16 protein-coding genes are annotated in these 22,472 nt (G+C 47.1%); 4 read left to right on the forward strand and 12 right to left on the reverse strand.

Annotated elements, in window-relative coordinates; all coding sequences use genetic code 11:
- The first annotated feature begins 286 nt into the window (after positions 1-286).
- Together MKA69_RS11680 and MKA69_RS11685 are read left to right on the forward strand one after the other, a co-directional pair.
- Positions 287-1,600: a TolC family outer membrane protein gene (locus MKA69_RS11680; protein ID WP_000677447.1), complete on the forward strand. Its 1,314-nt coding sequence runs from the start codon at positions 287-289 to the stop codon at positions 1,598-1,600.
- Between the two features lies 1 nt (position 1,601).
- Positions 1,602-2,240: an OmpA family protein gene (locus MKA69_RS11685; protein WP_000023790.1), complete on the forward strand. Its 639-nt coding sequence runs from the start codon at positions 1,602-1,604 to the stop codon at positions 2,238-2,240.
- Positions 2,241-2,364: 124 nt separating this feature from the next.
- Here MKA69_RS11685 and tnpA read toward each other — a convergent pair whose 3' ends face one another.
- The 9 genes from tnpA to MKA69_RS11730 all read right to left on the reverse strand — a co-directional run bounded on the left by tnpA (position 2,365) and on the right by MKA69_RS11730 (position 16,189).
- The gene (gene tnpA / locus MKA69_RS11690; protein ID WP_055027481.1) at positions 2,365-2,823 is read right to left on the reverse strand and encodes an IS200/IS605 family transposase; all 459 of its coding nucleotides are present in this window, start codon (positions 2,821-2,823) and stop codon (positions 2,365-2,367) included.
- 219 nt (positions 2,824-3,042) lie between these two features.
- A complete protein-coding gene (nspC, locus tag MKA69_RS11695) occupies positions 3,043-4,176 on the reverse strand; it encodes a carboxynorspermidine decarboxylase (protein WP_305848101.1) in 1,134 nt (377 codons plus the stop codon).
- Between the two features lie 125 nt (positions 4,177-4,301).
- Positions 4,302-5,546: a carboxynorspermidine synthase gene (locus MKA69_RS11700; RefSeq protein ID WP_305848102.1), complete on the reverse strand. Its 1,245-nt coding sequence runs from the start codon at positions 5,544-5,546 to the stop codon at positions 4,302-4,304.
- A 13-nt stretch (positions 5,547-5,559) separates the two neighbouring features.
- Positions 5,560-8,445 (reverse strand): pyridoxal phosphate-dependent class III aminotransferase, encoded by a 2,886-nt coding sequence (locus tag MKA69_RS11705; RefSeq protein ID WP_305848103.1) that lies wholly within the window; start codon positions 8,443-8,445, stop codon positions 5,560-5,562.
- Between the two features lie 583 nt (positions 8,446-9,028).
- The gene (nhaA, locus tag MKA69_RS11710) at positions 9,029-10,180 is read right to left on the reverse strand and encodes a Na+/H+ antiporter NhaA (RefSeq protein WP_055029766.1); all 1,152 of its coding nucleotides are present in this window, start codon (positions 10,178-10,180) and stop codon (positions 9,029-9,031) included.
- Positions 10,181-10,463: 283 nt separating this feature from the next.
- Complete coding sequence (locus MKA69_RS11715; RefSeq protein WP_305848104.1) at positions 10,464-11,582, reverse strand: lipocalin-like domain-containing protein; 1,119 nt, start codon at positions 11,580-11,582, stop codon at positions 10,464-10,466.
- Complete coding sequence (locus MKA69_RS11720) at positions 11,582-14,035, reverse strand: ABC transporter permease (protein ID WP_000964622.1); 2,454 nt, start codon at positions 14,033-14,035, stop codon at positions 11,582-11,584. The genes MKA69_RS11715 and MKA69_RS11720 overlap by 1 nt, the downstream gene beginning before the upstream one ends.
- Positions 14,016-14,687: an ABC transporter ATP-binding protein gene (locus MKA69_RS11725; RefSeq protein ID WP_055029763.1), complete on the reverse strand. Its 672-nt coding sequence runs from the start codon at positions 14,685-14,687 to the stop codon at positions 14,016-14,018. The genes MKA69_RS11720 and MKA69_RS11725 overlap by 20 nt, the downstream gene beginning before the upstream one ends.
- A 125-nt stretch (positions 14,688-14,812) precedes the next feature.
- Positions 14,813-16,189, reverse strand: a complete 1,377-nt coding sequence (locus MKA69_RS11730) for an MATE family efflux transporter (RefSeq protein WP_055031448.1) — start codon at positions 16,187-16,189, stop codon at positions 14,813-14,815.
- A gap of 139 nt (positions 16,190-16,328) precedes the next feature.
- Between MKA69_RS11730 and MKA69_RS11735 the strand changes: the two genes are divergently transcribed.
- Entirely contained in the window at positions 16,329-17,765 is a 1,437-nt protein-coding gene (locus MKA69_RS11735) for a DUF2867 domain-containing protein (RefSeq protein ID WP_305848105.1), read from the forward strand.
- Positions 17,766-17,801: 36 nt separating this feature from the next.
- On the opposite strand, the gene MKA69_RS11740 is transcribed toward MKA69_RS11735, so the two are convergent.
- The 3 genes from MKA69_RS11740 to rsuA form a co-directional block, all read right to left on the reverse strand.
- Positions 17,802-18,461: a DUF2913 family protein gene (locus MKA69_RS11740; RefSeq protein ID WP_000024974.1), complete on the reverse strand. Its 660-nt coding sequence runs from the start codon at positions 18,459-18,461 to the stop codon at positions 17,802-17,804.
- The gene (locus MKA69_RS11745; protein WP_001275798.1) at positions 18,461-19,666 is read right to left on the reverse strand and encodes a Bcr/CflA family multidrug efflux MFS transporter; all 1,206 of its coding nucleotides are present in this window, start codon (positions 19,664-19,666) and stop codon (positions 18,461-18,463) included. The genes MKA69_RS11740 and MKA69_RS11745 overlap by 1 nt, the downstream gene beginning before the upstream one ends.
- 196 nt (positions 19,667-19,862) lie before the next feature.
- Positions 19,863-20,558 carry a 16S rRNA pseudouridine(516) synthase RsuA gene (gene rsuA / locus MKA69_RS11750; protein ID WP_055029775.1) on the reverse strand — a complete coding sequence of 232 codons (696 nt, stop codon included), beginning with the start codon at positions 20,556-20,558 and terminating at the stop codon, positions 19,863-19,865.
- Between the two features lie 131 nt (positions 20,559-20,689).
- Here rsuA and MKA69_RS11755 point away from each other — a divergent pair, with 131 nt between their 5' ends.
- Positions 20,690-22,456: a DEAD/DEAH box helicase gene (locus MKA69_RS11755; protein ID WP_055044544.1), complete on the forward strand. Its 1,767-nt coding sequence runs from the start codon at positions 20,690-20,692 to the stop codon at positions 22,454-22,456.
- Positions 22,457-22,472: the final 16 nt, after the last annotated feature.

A 22,472-nucleotide genomic window follows, 5' to 3' on the forward strand; every position in this document is an offset into this window, starting at 1 on the left:
CAATCACATCTAGCAAGCGCATGAGTTCTGAACTAAAATCACATTATTACCATTTGGTATTGTTAACTTTATTCCAAAATATTCATAAATGAAATCACTTCATACTTTCAGTTTACATTGTTATAGCTATGTCACAGCGGTTTATTTACGTTGAAGTGTGATACGCTTCTCGCGTGCATCACATTCTTTCTAGCGGTAAATACCCCCTATGTCTTATAAATGATAATGAATCTGGATTAGACTAAAGGTCATTCATCGAGTAGTGACCCACATTGGGAGAACGTTTTTGAAAGGATTACCATTAAAAGCGATTGCACTCGCTATCGCATTGAGCAATCCGGTTTCTGCGCAGACATTGGAGCAAGCGGTATCCATCACGTTGGCATCCAATCCGGAGCTAAAAAGTGCATTTAACCAATTTAAAAGCCGTGAGTATGATGCAGAAGCGTCCTCAGGTGCTTACTTGCCGAAAATCGATCTTGATGCGGGTGTCGGCTATGAATCTATCAATCCAGCTGAATCTAGCGGTAATAGAAATACGGATTTGACGCGAAAAGATGCGACATTAACTCTGACTCAATTGATTTGGGATGGATCAGCCACACTCAATGATATGGATAGAACTGCGGCTGAAGCTGAAGCGGATCGCTATCAGTTATTAGCTGACGCATCAAACATGGCTTTGGAAGTGAGCAAAATCTACCTAGATGCCACTAAGGCTCATGAAATTCTGACGTTGTCTGAAAATAATCTTGCCATTCACAAATCGATTTATCGTGATATTAAAAAGCGAGCGGATTCAGGTATTGGTTCAACCGCCGATGTAACACAGGTTGAAGCTCGTTTAGCAAAAGCACAGAGTAACTTGCTTGCTGCACAAAATAATCTTTTAGATATACATACCCAATTCCGCCGTCTCGTGGGACAAGAACCTTTGGCTCTTGAGTTTCCTCGTGCTGACGAAAATGCCATACCGCCTTCTGTAGAAAAGGCGTTAGAGCTGGCTCAAGCACATCACCCTGTGATTAAAGTGTCACAAGCGGATGTGGATGCAGCTCGTTTCCAATATAAGCAGTCAAAAGCCCCCAATTACCCAACACTCTCCTTTGAGGCCGCGCAAAGCTGGCGTAATGATGCCGGTGGCGTAGAAGGTAGCAGTGATGAATTTAGCGCGATGTTACGTCTGCGCTATAACCTATATAACGGTGGCAGTGATAGTGATCGCACTGAAAGTGCAGCTTATCAACTTAACCGCTCGAAAGATTTACGTGAAAAAACGTTCCGTACGGTTGAGGAAGGACTTCGCTTGTCATGGAGCGCTCTCGATCTCACTCTACAACAAAAAGAGTTTTTGGCCGATCATGTGGATTCAGCTTCAAAAACCGTGGTGGCTTATCGTAAGCAATATCAAATAGGCCAACGTACTCTGCTCGATCTGTTGAACACGGAAAACGAGCTCTTTGAAGCCCGTAAAGATTATTTGGAAGCCAAATACTCCGAGCAATATGCCAAATATAGAGTGATGAATGCATCGGGTAACTTATTGGATGCCTTGAGAGTGGATATTCCTCAGGAATGGACAGCGAAGGTGGAGTACTAATATGTCAATCAAATCATGGGCTCTGCCACTATTTCTTTGTACCGTAACCACCTCTGCATTCGCCAATCAAGGCGAATATATTAAACATGAGGGTGATGAATACGACTACCGTGCGACTCCGCTTGCTGATCAAATTGCCGATCTGAAAGACGATGATAATGACGGGGTCATTAATGCTCGCGATCTCTGCCCTGATACTCCGAGAGGTTCTGAAATTGATAATGACGGTTGCGGGACATTTATTAAGGCATCACAAATGCAGCAATTACACATTTTGTTTGCCAATGATTCTAGCGCAATTGAACCCGCATTTTTGACGCAAATCCGTCAGATGGCTGAATTTTTGCAAGGTTATCCATCTACATCGATTGAGCTACAAGGTTATGCAAGTAAAGTGGGACGTGCTGACTATAACTTGGCACTTTCAAAACAGCGTTCTGAAGCCGTTCGCGATCAGCTCATCCGTGACGGCATCGATCCGAGCCGAGTCAATATCGTCGGTTATGGTGATAGCGTTTTGGAAGCCGAAGGTGAAGATGACATCAGCCATGCTCGCAATCGCCGCGTGACGGCGACAGTTGTCGGTTACAAGGGCGAAGTCGTCAAAGAGTGGACGATTTTTACCACTCTACCTATGTAGTTACTGATATTGAGATAAAAAATATCCTCCGGCATAGCCGGAGGTTTTTCATATGCGCCTATAAGGCTTTCTTACAAGCAGCACCCTAACAGGCGCATTACGATCTGACATTTGCATATGACGATTAATTACGGCCCGTAAACGGGCTTCCTGCATATGGGATCGACAATTGCTCTCCCATTTTATCCTGCTCCAACTGATGCTTTATGTAGTTCTGTATCTTGGTCGTATTTTTACCAACCGTATCTACATAATACCCTCGGCACCAAAATTCCCGATTCCGATATTTAAATTTCAAATCTCCGAATCGTTCATAAAGCATTAGGCTACTTTTACCTTTCAAGTACCCCATAAAAGCTGAAACGCTCATTTTCGGCGGAATTTCTAAAAGCATGTGGATGTGATCCGAACAGCACTCTGCTTCAAGAATGTTCACATTTTTCCATTCACATAGTTTCCTCAATATTTCTCCCACTGCTCTACGTTTTTCTCCGTAGAACACCTGACGTCGATATTTCGGTGCAAAGACTATGTGGTATTTACAGTTCCAGCGCGTGTGCGCTAAGCTCTTTTCGTCCCCCATTGGGATCCCCTTTCAATTTCTGTTTAACTCTCGCAGTTGCCAGACCGCAAGAGTGTTTTAACAAATTGAAAGGGGCTTTATAACTGACTTATAGCTGAAAGCTTTACGGAACCCCCAGCCTAGCTGGGGGTTTTCTCTATACAAAGAAAAGCCGTGATTTTTCACGGCTTTTTTGTTAATGGCACTTTGTATCAACATCACTTTATTCAGCAATAGATTTTATTGAATCGACCATAAAGACAAAGTACGTTTGAAATCTTCATAGCCAAACTGGTTAATTCTCTCAATCTCACCATTTTGACGTTCACAATACACTGACGGCATTTTCAAGCCATTGAACCAGTTGAGTTTGACCATGGTGTAACCTGCGCTATCTAGAATGTGCAGTTTTTTCCCAACTTGTAACGGCTCGTCAAACTTAGCTACGCAGAATTGATCGCCGGCTAAGCAAGAACAAGAGCCGATCACATATTCGTACTGGCCATTATCACAGGCTTCTAACACTGAAGCGGGTTCTTTGTAAATCAATGTATCTAAGCGGTGCGCTTCCGTCGCTGAATCAACAATCGCAGTTTTCATGCCATTTTCAACAATATCCACCACGGTCACTACAAGATCGGTCGTTTTGGTGATGACGGCTTCGCCCGGTTCTAGATAAAGTTGGACTGCATGACGCTCAGCGAACGCTTTCAGTGCTGCACCCAGCTTATCGACATCGTAACCCGGCCACGTAAAGAAGACGCCCCCACCTAAACTAACCCAATCGAGTTTATCGAGGTAACGACCAAAACGTTCTGAAATCGCATCCAATAAACCAATGAACGCATCCACATCTTTGTTTTCACAGTTCATGTGGAACATGACGCCATCAATAGTGTCAAACACACCTTCATCAATATGATCGGCTTGTACACCTAGACGAGAGAATTGACGAGCTGGGTTCGCTAAATCTTGTCCCGCGTAACTCACGCCTGGATTGATACGCAGACCTAGAGATGCTTTACCTTCAACTAAGTGACGGTATGCTGCTAATTGAGATTGTGAGTTGAAGATCATCTTATCGCAGATATCGATGACTTCTTTCACATCATCTTCACTATAACCCACTGAATAAGCGTGGGTTTCACCACCGAAAGTTTCATAGCCCAATTTCACTTCAAAGGGACCAGAACTCGTTGTGCCATCCAGATAGGGTTTGATGATGTCAAAAACCCCCCATGTTGAGAAACACTTCAGTGCCAACACCATTTTCACACCTGAGATTTCCTTCAGATGTTTGGCAATCTCAAGATTCGCGATAAGTTTTGCTTCATCAATCATGAAGTATGGGGTTTTCAATTCATTTTTTTGCATGTCAGTTCCTCTTTCCTGCACTGTTTCCATTCATACTGATCCGTAGCAAAAATGGAAAAACAGCCATAACCATTAGGTTATAGCTGTTTAGGATTATCCACGGAGTTTTTCACACTCTGCGTACATTATTTGACGATTTGAATATCCGGCTGCCCCGGCTCAAGCTCCATCACATCCCAGTTAAGGCCAATCAATGGCATCGTTTCTAGGAAAGGATCAGGATTAAGCTGTTCCATATTAAACACCCCCGCTTCAGCCCACTCACCACGGAAGAACTGTAACGCAGCCGTAATGGCGGGAACGCCAGTGGTATAAGCAATCGCTTGATGTTCTACATCGTGGTAAGCCACTTCATGGTCGGCATGATTGTAGATAAATACGCTACGCGCTTTACCCTCTTTCTTGCCTTGTACCCAAGTACCAATGCACGTCAGCCCTTTATAGCCAGGTGCTAACGAGGTTGGATCGGGAAGCATTGCTTTCAGTACTTGTAGTGGTTTAACGACCGTACCATCCGCTAACGTCAGCGGCTCTGGGTTTAACAAGCCGATATCTCGCATCACATTGAAATAATTCAGGTAACGATCGCCAAATCCCATCCAGAACTCAATACGCTTAGCCGGTATGAACTCTTTCAATGAACGCAGTTCATCGTGTGACATGGAGTAAACTTTGAATTTTCCACATTTGGGAAAATCAAATTCCAGCATCCGAGTATGGCAAGGCACGCGCTTCCATTGACCTTCATCCCAGTAGATGGAGTCACCCTGAATTTCCAACAAGTTGGTTTCAGGATCAAAATTGGTCGCGAATTTCTTGCCATGATCGCCGGCATTAATGTCCAACACATCAATCGTGTCGATTTCATCGAACAAATATTTCGCCGCGTAGGCCGCAAATACGCTGACTACGCCCGGATCAAAACCTGCGCTTAAAATCGCGGTGATCCCTGCCTGCTTAAATTTGTCACGAAACACCCATTGTGCATCGTACGCTTCAGGAACTTGCTGACCTTCAGAGCATAAATCAACCGAAACGGAAGTATCCAAATAGGATACTTTCGCTTGGTAACACGCTTCCATAATGGCAACGTTAACCCATGGTGGCCCAGCATTGATCACTAAATCTGGCTTTACTGCATTAATCAGTTTCACCAATGATTCAATATCGTCTGCGTTAACCTGACGCGCTTCTAGTTTCTTGGAGGAGTCTTTAAGGTTGTTTTTCCCTTTGATCGATTCAATGATTCTTTCACATTTCGCAATCGAGCGAGATGCTATCGTGATATCACCCAGCACGTCGTTGTTTTGTGCGGCTTTGTGTGCCACAACCCAACCTACGCCGCCTGCACCAATCTGTAGAATAGACATAGTTCCCTTACCTTTAGTCCGCTAGCTCAACCGCTAGAGTTTCAATTTTAGCCAGTAGAGAGTCGAAATCCGACATCGTCAAACATGGGTTCAAAATTGTGAATTTTAAGGCCGTTTTGCCATCCACGATGGTTTCGCCAAGAACCGCGACACCACGTACCAGCGCCTGAAGGCGAACCACTTTGTTCAGTTCGTCCAGATCAGAAGCTTGCTCATTTACCGCGCGGAATAACACGGTAGACAAAGATGGTTCAGCCAAAAGCTCAAAGCTTTTATGCTGACGTACCAGTTCCGCCACCTGCTTGGTTTGAGCGAGCAGATGATCGTACATGGCACCCAGTTGTTTAGGTCCCACGTTTTGCATGGTCATAAACACTTTTAGGGCATCAAAACGTTTGGTGGTCGAAATCGACTTATCGACCAAGTTTGGCAACGTATCGTGCTCACGGTTTAGGTAATCTGCATGGTGCAGCAGATACTTAAAGTTATGCTTGTCTTTGAGCAGCAATGCGCCACAGCTAATGGTTTGGAAAAACAGCTTATGGAAATCCACACTGATGGATTGAGCGCGCTCGATGCCGTTGAGGCGATCTTTATGACTGCTCAAGATCAGTGCGCCACCATAAGCACTGTCCACATGCATCCATAGTGCGTGCTTCTCAGCCACATCGGCGATCGTCACCAGATCATCAATCGCACCGTGGTCGGTGGTTCCTGCGGTGCCCACAATGGCAAACGGAATGAGGCCTTCTGCTTTGGCTTGCTCAACCACAGCTTCCAGATTAGTCACATCCATCGTGCCGTTGGGTAGCGCATCAACAGCAAGAATCGCTTTCTCACCGAGCCCCATCCAAGACGCCGATTTTTGTACCGTGAAGTGGGATTTTTTCGAGCAAACAATACGCAGCTTGTCCGCATACTCAGGCAGGCCCAATTTCTGGATTGAATGGCCACTGAGCTTATCGGCGATCCAGTCACGAGCCAGCATTAAGCCCATCTGGTTGCTTTGCGTGCCACCACTGGTGAAAATACCGTCTGCTTGCGCGCCCAGTTCATACTTTTCACACATCCAATCCACTACTTTCTGCTCAACAAAGGTTGCCGCAGAAGATTGATCCCATGAGTCCATGGATTGGTTCAATGACGCAATAATGGCTTCAGCAACAACGGAAGGCATTAAGGGTGGCGTGTGTAGATGCGCGATACAGTCAGGATGTTGAACCATGATGGAGTTTTTCGCAACCAATTCAGCGGTTTCAGAGATAACGTCTTTTAGTGATGCATTTTTGTTATCCAGATCAACTGCGTAAATCGCCTCTTCCAACACTTTAGGATCAAGGCCAGAATAAGGGGCTTTCACCTCTTCAAATACGGCTTTCATCGCAGCGGTGGTATGGTTCATCACTTGTGAGAACTCTTGGCTGCCCATGTGACCGGTATGAATAAAGTGTTTTTTCCACTCTTGGTTGGCTTGCTCAGGATCTTTTTTACCACCGCCAGCAGCAAGAATCGCTTCTTCAAGTACGCGTAACGCGAAATCGAGCTGTTCAAACGAAATGATGACGGGTGGCAAGAAACGAATCACGGAACCATCACGGCCGCCTTTTTCCACCATCAAGCCGCGCTCTAGTGCTGCGCGTTGAATGGCAAGAGTCAATTGTGGCGCTGATTTCGGTTCGCCAAATTTGTTCAGTTCACCGCTTGGATCTTTAATCTCAAGGCCGAGCATCAAACCTTTACCGCGCACTTCAGCAACGCAGTTGACTCGGCTTTGGATTTTTTCTAAGCCAGCGCGTAAGTATTGACCCGCAATACGTGCATGCTCAACCAAGTTATCACGCTGAATGATTTCCAGTGCTTTGGCGCCAGAAACCATCGCAAGTTGGTTGCCACGGAAAGTACCTGTATGTTCTCCCGGACGCCATGTGTCGTGCTTTTTGTTGATGACCAGAATCGACATTGGTAAACCGCCGCCGATGGCTTTTGATAAGCAAAGAACATCAGGAATAATGCCTGATTCTTCAAATGCAAAGTTGTGGCCTGTTTTGCCCACACCACACTGGATTTCATCAAAAATCAAAAGGATGCCGTGCTCATCACAAATACGGCGCAGTTCGCGCAACCAGAATGCTGGCGCAGGGATCACCCCACCCTCACCTTGTACTGGTTCAACGATGATTGCAGCGGGTTTCATGATCCCCGCTTCATCGTCATTCAATAGACGTTCAATGTAACGAATGCTCGCTTTCGCACCTTCATCCCCCCCTAAACCAAACGGGCAGCGTAAGTTGTATGGGAAAGGCATAAAGTGCACATCAGACATCAAGCCAGTACGGCGTGCTTTGGTATTGAGGTTACCCATCATACCCATCGTGCCGTTAGTCATGCCGTGGTAGGCACCACGGAAGGCAAACATGGTATTACGACCCGTAGTTTGCTTAGCAAGCTTAATCGCCGCTTCTACGGCATCCGCACCCGATGGGCCACAAAACTGGATCACACACTCTTCACCCAACGCTTTAGGTAAAAAGCCTTTCACGGTTTTGATGAAGTGAGTTTTCGCTTCAGTGGCAATATCCAGAGTTTGGTATGGCAACCCCGAATCGAGTTGTGATTTTAATGCTTGGTTGATTTCTGGATGGTTATAGCCAAGCACCAAAGTACCTGCGCCCGCCAAACAGTCCAAGAAAATCTGCCCACGGGTATCTTCCACCAAACAGCCATAGGCTTGCTTAATGGCAATAGGAATACGGCGTGGATAAGAACGCACTTCAGATTCATGCGCAGCTTGATCAAGCAGCACTTGGTCTGGCGTGAGATCGTAGAGACCGTCTAATAACGGCACTTGAGTTGAAAACAGAGTTGCGATGTGGTTATCGACTTCAAAGGCTGTACTCATCTTTTTCCCCTTGAGATGATTCGTTTCCGCCTTTCCGGTTTAGGTTATGGAAATGGCGAATAGCAAAATGCTCCGCGTTTGCGCATAGGCAAGCCGGAATGTAGGTCATCGCTTGGATGACAAAATGCTAAATCAGAGAATCAAGGTTCAGTAATGCTACTGTCCTGTTGAACAGGGCATAGAGGAAGTACAAAGCTGATTAGTGTGTATAAGTTAAGTGAGTTCAATGTTGGGTTTCCCATTCACATGCCGCTCCGCAGCAAGAGTATCCCGTCTATCGACAAAAGGACTTGTCGATACCTACCCTACGTGGTGTCACAATCAGCCTGAATGGTCACCACGCGTGTCCCCCAGAAGCTCAGTCCGAGATTGGCGCGAACCTTACCATAAAAAGAAAGTCAAGCGCAATCGTTTTTAATAATTATTCGCATCAGTTGCATAGTAAAATTGACATAAAACGTTATAAGCCAAATTTCTTTTGCCATACAAATTTTTTATACCTCTATATCTCAGCAAAGAGAATCAAAGCGATACAAAAATGCCCCCGCAGTGCGGAGGCATTATACTCACCAAATCATAGTGATTATTGTGCAGATTTCAGCGGTAAAGAGAGGCGCAACAATGCATAACCCAATAGAGCTGCCGTAGTAGAGCCCATCAGAATCCCCAAACGTGCGTAGGTGTCATAAGCCTCATTCACTTGGCCAAAAGCCAGTGATGAAATGAAAATCGACATGGTAAAACCAATCCCACACAATACAGACACTGCAAAAATATGTCTGAAATTAATACCCTCTGGCAACTTCGCCACGCCCAGTTTTACTGCAGCCCAGCTGAAGCTGAAGATACCAATCGGCTTACCTAAGCAAAGACCTAACGCGACACCTAATGGCAGCATCGATGTTAAACCGGCTAGAGAAACGCCTTGTAATGAGATACCTGCATTGGCAAAAGCGAACAACGGTAAAATACCAAACGCCACATAAGGATGCAGTGCATGTTCCAGATGCTTCAGTGGAGAGTGCTCACCCTTGTTGCCTTTCAGTGGGATAGCAAAACCAATGACCACTCCAGCCAATGTCGCATGTACGCCCGATTTCAATACCGCAATCCACAAAATCAAACCCGCCACTAAATACACACTGAGTTTAGTCACGTGTTTAGCGTTAAGCATGAACAGTACGCCTGTCATAATAAAGCCAACCGTCAGCGCGATGGTTGAAAGATCACTGCTGTAGAACAGAGCAATAATCACCACAACACCAAGGTCATCGATGATCGCAAGCGCCAATAGAAACACTTTCAAGCTCACCGGAACGCGTTTACCCAGTAAGGCCATAATCCCTAGAGCAAACGCAATATCTGTCGCGGCAGGGATCGCCCAACCTTGAATTGCCTCTGGATCATTAAAATTGAACATCACGTAAATCAGTGCAGGGGCAAGCATACCACCCACTGCAGCAATTGCCGGGAAAATGGCCGTTTCACGCGATTTTAAAGCACCTTCCAACAACTCGCGTTTTACTTCTAAACCGATCAACAAGAAGAATACCGCCATTAGGCCGTCGTTGATCCAGTGTGAAACCGACATCCCAAACAGATAGGTATGCAAAAAGGCTTGATAGCCTTCAGCCATTCCTGAGTTGGCAATGACCATAGCAATCGCCGCAGCAATCACCAACAAGATGCCCCCTGCCGATTCCATTTTAAAAAAGTCTCGAATCATGTCAGACATAAGTTTGTCCTTAAATTATGTTAATAATTGATTAACAATAGAATGATGACCCAGAGTGTAGCTAGGCTTGAGGCAATGGAAAAATCGATTGTAATGAGGCATTACTTCGGTTTTTCCGAGTTTATTCAGATTTCAGTGTAAATTTCACCTAATTTCAGTATAGACATAGCGCTTTGCATGCCAATGGTAAAAATGGTAACGGATTGTTTTATCTTACCGGCATAACAAAGAAAGCGCATAATGCGCTTTCTTTGAGACAAACAGTAATGAAGGTATGTCAGCCTTAATAACCCGATAACTGCATAAATCCGGTTTCGTTATGGCTGCCTAGTATTTTTATTCGCCCTTCCCAATAGGGGATTAAAAAGGCTTGCCATGCATCTCGATCGAGCGGTTCAATAGAAACATCAATTTGTTGCTTAGGAATGATTAACCGCCAACGTAAAGGAATGCGCTTACCATTGCTGAGTTGAGACGAAGAGAGTGACTCTAGCTGGATATCGCTATTCGACAACACGATATTCTTACCCTTACGGTCATACAACATGCCGTAGAAATAGTCTGGAACACCATCATGACGAAATCGATTGACGCTTAACCAGCGCTGTTCATCTAGCGGAATAACGAAGTGATCGGTTCCGGTTTGCTCTGTCGCGACCAGTTCACTGCCCCACTCTTTGCTTAACCACGCTCGCCCACTGACACGAAGCGCAGGCTGGTTAATATTGGGGGCGAATAAACCATGTACGGCAATGTAAGGTTGTTGAAACTGGTAACTCGCCAACGAAAGTAGATCTTGCCGGATTTGATATCCGCGATCGCCGGAAAGCACGTAGGGACCCAGTGCTCTCAGTTGCAAATTCAGTGCGAAATGGTCCGCGCTAATATGTAAATTACCGGGTAAAGGCCCCATTCCAAGCGATCGCCAAGTCCAATTGTCAATCCACATACGGAAAGGTTGATCACTGCTCCCCGCTTGACCAATTCCGCCACGAGCTATTTTTTGATCCCGCAAAGCCATTTTCTTACCGTTAATGACTACCGAAGAGAAGTACAGCTGTGGTGTCTGCCACCCCATCGTATCGCGTTCGTCCTGAGCTAAACGCAGAAAATTCCACTGAACACTGAATGTGTTGCCACTTTCATCTTCAAGCCAGGCGTAAAATCGCCACCACTCTTGTTGGAATTCGGGACGAGAAGCGAAATCCTCCGGCAAACGGACGGGGTGATTGGGCAGCACAGGTTCAAATACCGCCTGCTTGGTATGATTGGGGTGGTCTGGCGAAGAGAGCAACATATTGTGATATTCATTTTGCTCGTAGCCAATAAAGCCGGCCACAAAGAACAAGGCGCCTAAACAGAGCCAAATCCATTTATTTTCTCGCAGGTGAAAACGGCGCATTACAATGCCTCTCGCAACGATTTCATCGGTGATTTCCGTGCTAAACGAATCACGGGTAAAGCGCCAGCTAAAATCAGCGCAACCATTGACCAAACCACCGTATGTACATATTGGCCAGGCACCATTTGTAACTGCATTGTCCAACCAAAAGAGTGTTTAATCACCACATCAATCACCAATTTGGCCAAGGTCAACCCCAATGGCAAAGCAATTAACAAAGAAATCGCACCAAAAACAAACAATTGCATCCCGCCAATCAATACTAATTCTTTCCCAGAAACACCAAGACAACGCAGTAAGGAAACGTGACGTTGACGTGATGTTTCTCCAGCTAGGGTTGAAAAGAAAATGCCACAGACCGCAATAAACAGCGTGATATTACCCAACGTTCCTGCAATGGAGAAAGTACGGTCAAAGACTCGCATTGCGTGCGTATGAATATTGGTGTTATCAAAAATACGATCCGCATCCAGCCTGAAAATGGTGTCGAGGCGTTTTTTAACGCTTTCACCGGTGAGCCCTTCTTTGAGCACGACCGCCAACGCAACGTTACCAGTACCGGCAAAGGCTTTCATCCAGTTTTGATGCGACATCATCACCTGATGATAAGGATTACCATAATCGTAATAAACACCAAACACCGCCCACCCAGAGCCCATTGGCTCGGGTAAATCAATTAAGTCACCCGGACGGATGCCAAGTTTCAATGCCATCGACTCACTCACCATCACACCACGTGCATGGTGCAAGTGATACCAGTAATTCGGCACACCTAACTTCACCGTCAAAGAGTCCAATTCACCATCAGAAGCGCCGGTACTCACGACTTGCACTGGACCATGCTGAGAGGCAAAATCTTTTTCCCATCGCCACCACACTGAATCGACCTCAGGTTGTTGCCCGAGCCATTGACTCATGCGCGAAGCCATACTGTTACTTGGATAGAGGTAAATATCTGCGGCGAGTCGCTGGCTCAACCAACGATCGGTGGTATCACGAAAGCTGCCTACCATGGTTTCAACACCAATATTGGCGGCCAACGCCACCATGAAAGCCATGGTTGCCACACCCCGATAACTCATGCTCGCAGCCGCATCGGCGAAGAACCAGCGGACTTTGACCCAACGCAGCGTATAAGAAAAACTGGTGAACAGTGTCCAGATAATGTATGGCGTAAACAGCGCAACACTCAGCAGCATCAAACCAATAATCGCGAAACCTGATTGTTGGCTTTGAGGGGCTTGGTATATCGCTACTGCGGCAACGCACAGGGCGCAAGCTAACAACGCTTGCAACTTAAACTCTTTACCAGCGAAACGGACTAACGACAATCGAGCCGATAAGCGGATCGGTTGTGAACGTAATAAGCGTACCAAAGGCCAAGCACATGAAGCCAGCGCCGCAAAGAGTGCCATCAGTAAGCTGTAACTACTCCATGACCAATCCCACCCGATGTCCAAATCCACATTGGCGTTATACAGATAGCCTAAACTGCTGGCGACCGCAGGAATTAATTGGTTAGCGAGCAATAAACCAAACACGTTACCGCACAACCAGCTGACGAGCACCAACAGCAGCAGTTCAACCATCAGTGCCTGCCCTAACTGCCAGCCATTCACCCCCATCTGTCTGAGTGTGCCAACTAAAGGCTGACGCTGTACCATTGAAAGTGACATTGCCTGATAAAAAATAAAGATGCCGACAAGGAAAGCCAACATGCCCATCGCGGTTAAATTCAGGTGAAAGGCCTGCGTTAACGATTCCAACTCAGAACGGGTGCTGCGCACCAAAGTCAAACCATTCGGCAAACTCTTCTTCAAACGATCCAACTTAGCGGCGGGCATATCCGCACACGCTATCACCGTGAGCCCGGAGCCCTTTTTCAGCATGCGCACTAATGACAAATCAGCCACCACTCGCATTCCCGTCACTTGGTTATGCGTATCAATGGTGATCGGGCCGAGTTTCGAACCATCGGTCAGCGCAATGTAGTCCCCTTCTTGCCAGTCTTGTAATTTGGCTAACTCTTGACTCACCATGATCGGATATGGCGGATTCATTAATTGCAATCCGGTTTGTTGCGCCAATGTTTTACTGCTGTCTAAAGACAGTAACGCAACAGGATCAACGCCTTGCAAAATAATATCTAAGCCAGAAGTGGTACTGAAACGATAGTCATCAAAAGGCACACATTGCTGAAAACCATCTCGACGCAGTTGAATATAAAAACCTTGAGGGATTTTATTGGCGATGTGTTTAGAGCGAATACGATAAGGCAGAGGATTGGAAAACAGTTTTTCACCATGCTCGTAACTCTGTCTTGCATGATGATTTATGGCCGTAACGCCAACCAGTAAGGAAACCCCAAGAGTTAAACCAAGCCAGACCAGAAAAATCTGCAGCGGATAGCGACGATAATGACCCAATAGCGCTTTAACTACGGGCCATAACATGCAGCTGTCCTCCTTGCAGACGAATACAGCCATCCATATGTTGTGCGACTTTTTCACTGTGCGTCACCAACAATAGTGCGCAGTTCAACTGACGCGTCAGCGAGGTCAGCAAACGCATCACTGCTTCGGCATTACGCTCATCCAAGCTGCCCGTCGGTTCATCGGCAAGGAGAATTTTCGGTTCCATATACAAAGCACGAGCAATCGCTGCTCTTTGTTGTTGGCCACCAGACACTTCTTCAGGGTATCGGCCAAGCAGAGGCATGAGATCTAAAGCAGAAAGGATTTGTCGCCACAAGCCGGCATCTTCAGGAAGCCCTTTAAGTTGGCGACAAAAACGAATGTTATCGGCAATATTCAACGTTGGCAGCAAATTATATTGCTGAAAAATCTGCCCAATATTATTGCGGCGAAATGCGGTGCGGTTGTGCTCTGAGGTATGGTGCATAGGGAAGCCGGGAAACCAAATTTCGCCAGAATCTACGCAGTCGAGTCCCGCAATAAGATTAAGCAATGTGCTCTTACCCGAACCACTTTCGCCCATCAGCGCTAACTGATCGCCTTGATTTAACGTCAACTCAGCCCCCTGCAACACAGGATGAAACTCATCACCGTCTACATAGCCTTTGCATAGGTCTACCAGTTGTAACATCAAACCACTCATTGCCGAAAATGAAACTGGGAACAGAATCTACACCAAAACCCCAAACGGAGAAAGCATTTTGGCTAGCAGATCACACTATATGCATTAATTTGCACCAATCGACCGATGAGTGTCTAATTTTCAATCAAATTCTTCATCCACTTCTTGCTTTTCATACGGTGTAGTGAGCCAAACCACTTCACGGCTTCTTCGGTAAGGAACAGCAAATAAATCCATTCCGGATCGACTTTAAGCACCAAGGCGGCAAAAGCGGCCAATGGAATTCCAATACACCATTGCGCAACGATGTCTTGCCCTAGGCAGAATTTCACATCGCCCCCTGCTCGCAACACACCCACAATCACCGTCATAGGCAGTGAACGCAGCACAATGCCTAGACTCAAGATCAAAATGAATTTTTCTGACAGCTCCCGAGTTTCCGGCGTCAGCGCAGTAAACGCACCAAGGACTGGAATTTGCAAGAGATACAAGCAGATGGCGACAACTACTCCCACCAGCACACTGCACGCAGTGACCCCAATTGCTTGGTAATAGACGGCCTGATAATTTTTGGCACCGAGTTGATTACCCACCAGAACTGCGGCGGCATTCGACATGCCGATCAATAGACTCAACGAAATCGACTCAACTGGGGTCATCACCGATAACGCCGCGAGCCCTTGCACGCCCGTCTGCCCCATAATCGCATGGTAGGTGAATAACCCAGCAGCCCAGATCAAAAAGTTAAACGTTGTCGGCAGAGAGAGGCGTAGAAAACGGCTGATCTTGGGCCAGTCAATCACCGCTTTCACATCTAACCAACCAAAGGCCATCAAATGCTGTTTGCCATACAAATAGCTGTATAAACAAGCCACTTCAATTGCCCCACTGAGCACGGTGGCTATCGCGGCACCTTCAATCCCCATCGCAGGGAAGCCGAATTTACCAAAAATCAGGATCCAGTTAAGCAGAACGTTGGATAAGATACCGATACCACTGAAAAAAGTGCTCACGCCAGGCTTGTGCATGGCACGCAAGCCAACAGCCATACTACTCACACACGCTACCGCAAACATGGTGAACGAGGTAATCACCAAATATTGGCTACCTAAGGCGTTGACTTGTGTTGATTCGGTCGTCAGCGACATAATTTGTTGTGGGAAGAACAAGAACAGCAACACGGTGAAAAAGGCAAAGAAGTTAGAGACTAACCACGTGAGTGCCGTACTTTCACGCACACCTTTGCGATCCCCTGCCCCCCAATATTGCGCGGTCAACAATGCACCACCCGTGGTCACACCCACCAACATAATGGTGGTCACAAAAGTAGCGCGAGCGGCAACGCCAACGGCCGCAATTTCCGCTTCTCCAAGTTGACCTAACATCAAGACGTCAACCAACCCTCGGCTGGAAAACATGATATTTTGTAGTGTGATCGGCAACGCGATGGCGATCAGGCGGCGAAAAAAATCCCCTCTCATGTGGGATAAAACTTGAGAGACAACAGACACAACATCACTCCACAGCGTGTGATATCCCCTTCCTAATCAGTCCATAAACTCGACTAAGGAGGGCATAGTAAGCAGAAAAATCCGCGTTATTATACTCACGCGTGCATAATCACAACAAACGATTAAAAAGGATGACCGAATGAAAAAGGTATTAGTGTTAGGTGCATCAGGTTATGTAGGGGCGCAACTGCTGCCATTACTTCTGGATGCGGGATACCAGCTCACCGCAGCCTCCCGTCAAATTGAAGCGCTCAACACTCGTCTGCCTACTCATCCCAACTTGACTCGGCTCAGTCTCGATCTCGCTGATCGTCAGAAAACGCTCGCGACCATCCCCAATTATGACCTAGTGTTTTTCTTAGTGCATGGTATGGCTCATGGGGGAGATTTTGTCGATTACGAGCTGTCATTGGCACAAAACGTAAAGGATGCGCTCGATCTTCCGCATAATCAGGTGCGACATGTCATTTATTTAAGCTCTTTGCAGCCAGAATCCGGTCACTCGCCACACCTACAAGCTCGTTACGATACCGGTCGAATTTTGCGCCAATCTCTCGTGCCCATTACTGAGCTTAGAGCTGGTGTCATTATTGGTTCTGGTTCTGCGGCTTTCGAAATCATGCGTGATTTTGTGTATAACCTGCCCGTGCTGATCACGCCCAAATGGGTTGACTCCAAGGCCAACCCTATTGCGCTAACCAACCTCAATACTTATCTGCTTAAGTTTGCCCAAGAACAGCCACGCGAACATCAGATGTTTGAACTTGGAGGACCCGATGTATTGAGTTATCGAGAACAATTTCGCATTTTGTGCGAGCTTACTGACAAACCGTTTCGCTTGTGGTCGACACGCTTTCTCACCCCGCGCATGGCTTCACGCTGGTTAGGCATGGTCACGTCCGTGCCAAGCACCATTGGTCGCTCTCTTCTAGAAGGATTGACCCACGATTTTATTGCGGACACCCATTCAATAGCGGCACGCTACCCGCAAGTGTTAATTTCCTACCGTGAAGCTGCCGCCCAAGCGATGGAGAGTGAGGGGACTTTTGTGCGTAGTCAGGTGTGGGGCTTTGATCCTAACGCCATTTTACGTTGGCAGCCCGGGTTTGGTTATTACCCGAAACAGGCGGGGGCCAGCATCGAAACCGAGTTAAGTAGTCAGGAACTATGGAAAGTGATCCGCACCATCGGCCGTCGTGACCAAGGTTACTTTTTTGCCAACGTGTTGTGGCGCACACGAGAATGGCTCGATCTCTTTTTCGGCGGTGGTAAGCCGATCCGGCGTTATCCGGCCGGTGCTGAACTGGCGGTCGGTGATTTTATTGATTCTTGGAAAGTGATTCGCTGCCAACCTCAACAGTTTTTGTCGCTGCTGTTTGGCATGAAAGGTCCCGGATTGGGGCGTTTGGAATTCACCATTGATGATTTAGGTGATAAGCGACGCCTCAACGTAACAGCTTGGTGGCATCCACAAGGTTTTCTTGGCCTCTTGTATTGGTATGCAATGATGCCGGCCCACCTGTTTATTTTCCGTGGCATGGTGCGAGCAATCATAAAAAAATCCCGCCGCGATTAAGCGACGGGATCAATTTATAGAGAAACTCAAATGGATTTATTGAGCGCGAAAGGAGAGCGGAATCTCAGCCAACTGTGTGCCTTGGTTAGCTGGGAAAATCAGGTATTCACCGTGATATTTCACATTCGATTTGTAATCGGTCTGCTTGTGTACCATAAAACCGGCCGCAAAGGCTTTTTCAACAAAACCGGCATGATGACCACGCACAAACCAGTTCATCGGTTTGACTAATAACTCGCCATCGAAACAGGCTTCACACTGCACGGAACACAATGCCAATGAGTTCTGACCATCGGTAAAAATCTGCACTTTGCCAGCATTGACTAACGGCTCAGAGGTTGAAACTTCCCAACCCGCTTGCTCCATTTCATCCAAAAACGCTTCGATCTGCTTATCGGTAATCGGCGTATGGTCTTGCTCAGCAAAGAAATGGGCGTAATACGCAGAGATGCGTTGAAACGTCGGTAACAGTTGTGATTCTGTCCCTTTTGAACGCCCTGCTTTCTGCCACTGAGTTAAATTGTCGCCAACACAACGATGAAAACGTTGCGCTTTCAGTGCTTTCGTTACCCAGTGCACTAAAAAGTGGTTATTCGCGACTGGTGCATTCGCCAGTTTGCCCGCTTTATGTTCGGCCTCTAATTCTGCCAGTGCAGTATTCACCACATTTTGAATTTCTAAATGGTAGTTCGCCATTACGCTTTTTTTCCTAACGTCCAGTAAAAGGCGCCTGATAACACAGAGCAAGCCGCCATCACAAATATCATTGGCCACGTTTCAGTACCTGGCATTGCAGCAACCACAGCCCCCACAATCGAGCCGGTACCAAAACGCAGCGTCCCCGCTAATGACGAAGCTGTACCCGCCATGCGTGGGTATTTACTTAGCAGTAATCCCATGGAGTTACTGCCTATGGTGGAAATAGTGCCAACAAACAACACCACAAAAGGTACCGTTCCCCACAATCCCCAATTCATTAACCAACTCGAAAACAAGCCGATACCGGCAATCAACTGGATAAATAAGCCAAAGCGCAGCATGTTGTGGGAACCGACCTTTTTGACAAAACGGCCGTTAATGCTGGTCATGGCGATCATCGCCACAATGTTCAGTCCAAACAGGTAACCAAACTCACTTGGACTGACACCATAAATATCAATATAAACAAACGCCCCAGCGGTTAAGAAGGCGAACATTCCCGCAAATGAAAAAGCACCGGAGAAGATCAGCCCCATCGCTACTGGGTTTTTGCAAAGATTATAGTAGTTACGAATCGTGCTACGAAAACGCAGTGGTTGACGATTCTCAGGGCTCAGTGTTTCTGGAATTTTCCACATCACCATTGCGATCACGAGCGCGGCAAACAGTGCCAGTACCCAGAAAATCGAACGCCAACCGAACCAAATCGCTAAATGCCCACCGATCATCGGCGCCACCAAGGGCGCGAGTGTCACCACTAAAGTAACAAACGACATCGCACGCGCAAAATCTTCACGATCAAACATATCGCGCACCACGGCTTGGATAACTACCGCGGCAGCAGCGCCCGCAAAACCTTGCGCTGCACGAATATAGGTTAACGCATCAATCCCATTCGTGGTGGCGCTGACCATCGCTGCGATGCCGAATAGAAAGATACCGCATAGCATCACTGGGCGGCGGCCATAGCTGTCAGCGAGTGGACCATGTAGTAACTGCCCTATAGCAAAACCTGCGGTGTATGCCGTCAGGGTAATCTGTACCGCACCGGCGTTCACGCCAAAATCGCGGGCAATCGTTGGCATAGCAGGCAAATACATGTCGATCGCCAGCGGTGTCAACGCACCGAGCGCACCGAGCACAATATAAAGCAGCAAGCTCATTTGTGGGGCTTGTGGGGTATTTATGGTTGGGGCAGACATAATTCTCCGTAGAGTTAAATTCATGTTTTGGCATACACCTTACAGTGTATGCCAATCAGAGATTGCTTGATGAGGCAATAAATCGTGGGGGACTTGACGCTCAGGCTGAGCGCTAAGTCCTGTCGGTCTATGGTCTTAAAAAATGCCGCGATTAACTAGTTCTAATTCGGAAACAATCTATTTCCTAAATCTCTGTTTATTTCCAGATCGAAGCAACTTCGTCTTCCGTTAAATAACGATATTCGCCGGGTTCCAGTGCCTCATCCAATGTGATTTGACCAATTCTCTCACGATGTAACCCAATGACTTTATTACCCAAAGCCGCAAACATGCGTTTCACTTGGTGATATTTACCTTCATGAATGGTCAGCAGCACTTCGGTTTCGCTAACCACTTCCAACTGTGCAGGCAAGGTCAATTCACGCTCACCACGCAACTCAATGCCTTGGGTGAATTGATCAGCATAATCGGCTTGAATCGGATCGGCCAACCATACGCGGTACGTTTTCTCACACTTATGTTTTGGTGACGTCACACGGTGTGACCACTGACCATCATCGGTAATCAGCAGTAAACCGGTGGTATCCACATCCAAGCGTCCTGCAAAATGTAAATCTTCAATATTCACTTCGTCGAGCAAGGTAAATGCGGTTTGGTTGAAACCATCTTCATGTGAACACACGACCCCGTCAGGCTTGTGCATCATAATGTAGCGTGGGCCGTGCAGCGTAATTTCGCGATCTTGCCACTCAACACGTGACGTCTCTTTGAGCTTGAACGCACCGCTTTTTTGTACAACATCGTCAACGGTGACTTCACCACTTTTGAGAAGTTGAGTGGCTTCTTTGCGCGTCGTACCGAGCGCATCACACAGGAATTTGTCTAAACGCATGCTTACCTCATCTGCTTGAAGTCGGCTATTATACAGACCTGTCACGACAATTACCCAGCGCAATTGCATCTCACGCATCCTAAGCGATGCAAAACACATCAATTGCCCAAAACTTCGGTAACTCCCAACGGATGTATACGTTACGACCTTATCAAGCAGACTCAGTTAAAGCGGTAGTACACTATTTTCGCCAGCACTCGACCCCAGCCGTGATTGTTCTGCCAACCGGTGCAGGCAAAAGCTTAGTGATTGCTGAACTCGCCCGCTTAGCACGGGGGCGAGTTTTGGTGTTGGCGCATGTCAAAGAATTAGTTGAGCAAAACCATGCCAAATATGAAGGCTATGGCCTGACGGGAGCGATTTTTTCGGCCGGATTAGGCCGTAAAGAGACCGATCAGCAAGTGGTGTTTGCCTCAGTACAATCGGTAGTACGCAACTTAAGCGAGTTCCAAAATCAGTTCTCTTTATTAGTAATTGATGAGTGCCACCGTGTGCCGGATGACAAAAACAGCAGCTACCAAAAAGTGATCAGCCATTTGCTGGAACTCAATCCAGGAATGAAAGTGCTTGGGCTAACGGCTACGCCGTATCGACTCGGGATGGGATGGCTCTATCAGTACCACACCCGCGGTTTAGTACGTAGCGAAGAGCCCCGTTTTTTCCGCGATTGTATTTTTGAGCTGCCGATTCATTATCTGCTCGACGAAGGTTTCCTCACCCCCGCAAAACTGATTGATACCCCAGTGATGAGTTACGACTTTTCACAGCTTAAACCGGCGAATACGGGACGCTATCGAGAATCGGAACTCGATTTAGTGATTGAGCAATCACAGCGTGCCACACCGCAAATCATCGCGCAGATCATTCAGTTTGCAAAAGATCGGCAAGGCGTGATGATTTTTGCTGCGACCGTGCGCCACGCCGAAGAGATTTACCGCTTACTGCCCACCGAGCACTCCGCTTTGGTGATTGGGGATACCCCAACGCCAGAACGTGACCGCATCATCCAAGCCTTCAAACAGCAGCAGATAAAGTTTTTGGTCAATGTGTCCGTGCTCACCACGGGGTTTGATGCACCGCATGTCGATTTGATTGCGATTTTACGCCCCACCGAGTCGGTCAGTTTATATCAGCAAATCATTGGTCGAGGGCTGCGTCTTTCTGAAGGTAAAACTGACTGCTTAGTGCTCGACTACGCGGGAAATCAGTACGACTTGTATCAACCTGAAGTCGGTGACCCAAAGCCAGATTCAGACAGCGAAATCATCACCATTCCCTGCCCTGCTTGTGGTTTTAACAATAATTTTTGGGGCAAGTTGGATGCGAACGGCTTCTTGCTTGAACATTATGGTCGCCGCTGCCAAGGCTTCTTTACTGATGAAGAAACGGGCGAGCGTGAACATTGCGGTTACCGCTTTCGAGCGAAATACTGCAATGAATGTGGTGCGGATAACGACATCGCAGCGCGCATCTGCCATGAATGTGATGCCACCTTGGTTGACCCTGATAAAAAGCTCAAAGAAGCGCTCAACCTGAAAGATGCACTGGTGTTTGAATGTACCGACATGAGCTTGAAAGTTCATAAAGACGCCAAGGGGAAAAGTCAGTTGCAAGTGACTTACCACGGGCAAGATGCGGTGCAAGTACACCAATTTTGGTCACTAGGCACGCCACGCCAAAAGCAGCAATTTCGCGATCAATTTGTGCGCCCACATTTGGCGGATAAACATCGGCCTTTCGAGGCAACAACGCCGGCGAAAGTGGTGGATCATCAGCACCGTTTTCGACCGCCTTTGTTTGTGATTGCCCGTAAATCGGGACGTTTTTGGGCTATCCGCGACAAAGTATTTGCCGATGAATTTGCCTCTTCAACCGAGAGTAAACCGCCATCGTCCTAGCCATAATGATGAGGGG

It is taken from the genome of Vibrio sp. AH4 (genome assembly GCF_030710545.1).
In the GTDB taxonomy this organism is placed as follows: Bacteria; Pseudomonadota; Gammaproteobacteria; order Enterobacterales; family Vibrionaceae; genus Vibrio; species Vibrio metoecus.

Bases quoted from the DNA above. Each gene is read 5' to 3' on its own strand.
- MKA69_RS11685 (WP_000023790.1), top strand. From the start codon at position 1,602: ATGTCAATCAAATCATGGGCTCTGCCACTATTTCTTTGTACCGTAACC.
- tnpA (WP_055027481.1), bottom strand. From the start codon at position 2,823: ATGGGGGACGAAAAGAGCTTAGCGCACACGCGCTGGAACTGTAAATAC.
- nspC (WP_305848101.1), bottom strand. From the start codon at position 4,176: ATGCAAAAAAATGAATTGAAAACCCCATACTTCATGATTGATGAAGCA.
- MKA69_RS11700 (WP_305848102.1), bottom strand. From the start codon at position 5,546: ATGTCTATTCTACAGATTGGTGCAGGCGGCGTAGGTTGGGTTGTGGCA.
- MKA69_RS11705 (WP_305848103.1), bottom strand. From the start codon at position 8,445: ATGAGTACAGCCTTTGAAGTCGATAACCACATCGCAACTCTGTTTTCA.
- nhaA (WP_055029766.1), bottom strand. From the start codon at position 10,180: ATGTCTGACATGATTCGAGACTTTTTTAAAATGGAATCGGCAGGGGGC.
- MKA69_RS11715 (WP_305848104.1), bottom strand. From the start codon at position 11,582: ATGCGCCGTTTTCACCTGCGAGAAAATAAATGGATTTGGCTCTGTTTA.
- MKA69_RS11720 (WP_000964622.1), bottom strand. From the start codon at position 14,035: ATGTTATGGCCCGTAGTTAAAGCGCTATTGGGTCATTATCGTCGCTAT.
- MKA69_RS11725 (WP_055029763.1), bottom strand. From the start codon at position 14,687: ATGTTACAACTGGTAGACCTATGCAAAGGCTATGTAGACGGTGATGAG.
- MKA69_RS11735 (WP_305848105.1), top strand. From the start codon at position 16,329: ATGAAAAAGGTATTAGTGTTAGGTGCATCAGGTTATGTAGGGGCGCAA.
- MKA69_RS11740 (WP_000024974.1), bottom strand. From the start codon at position 18,461: ATGGCGAACTACCATTTAGAAATTCAAAATGTGGTGAATACTGCACTG.
- MKA69_RS11745 (WP_001275798.1), bottom strand. From the start codon at position 19,666: ATGTCTGCCCCAACCATAAATACCCCACAAGCCCCACAAATGAGCTTG.
- rsuA (WP_055029775.1), bottom strand. From the start codon at position 20,558: ATGCGTTTAGACAAATTCCTGTGTGATGCGCTCGGTACGACGCGCAAA.
- MKA69_RS11755 (WP_055044544.1), top strand. From the start codon at position 20,690: ATGTATACGTTACGACCTTATCAAGCAGACTCAGTTAAAGCGGTAGTA.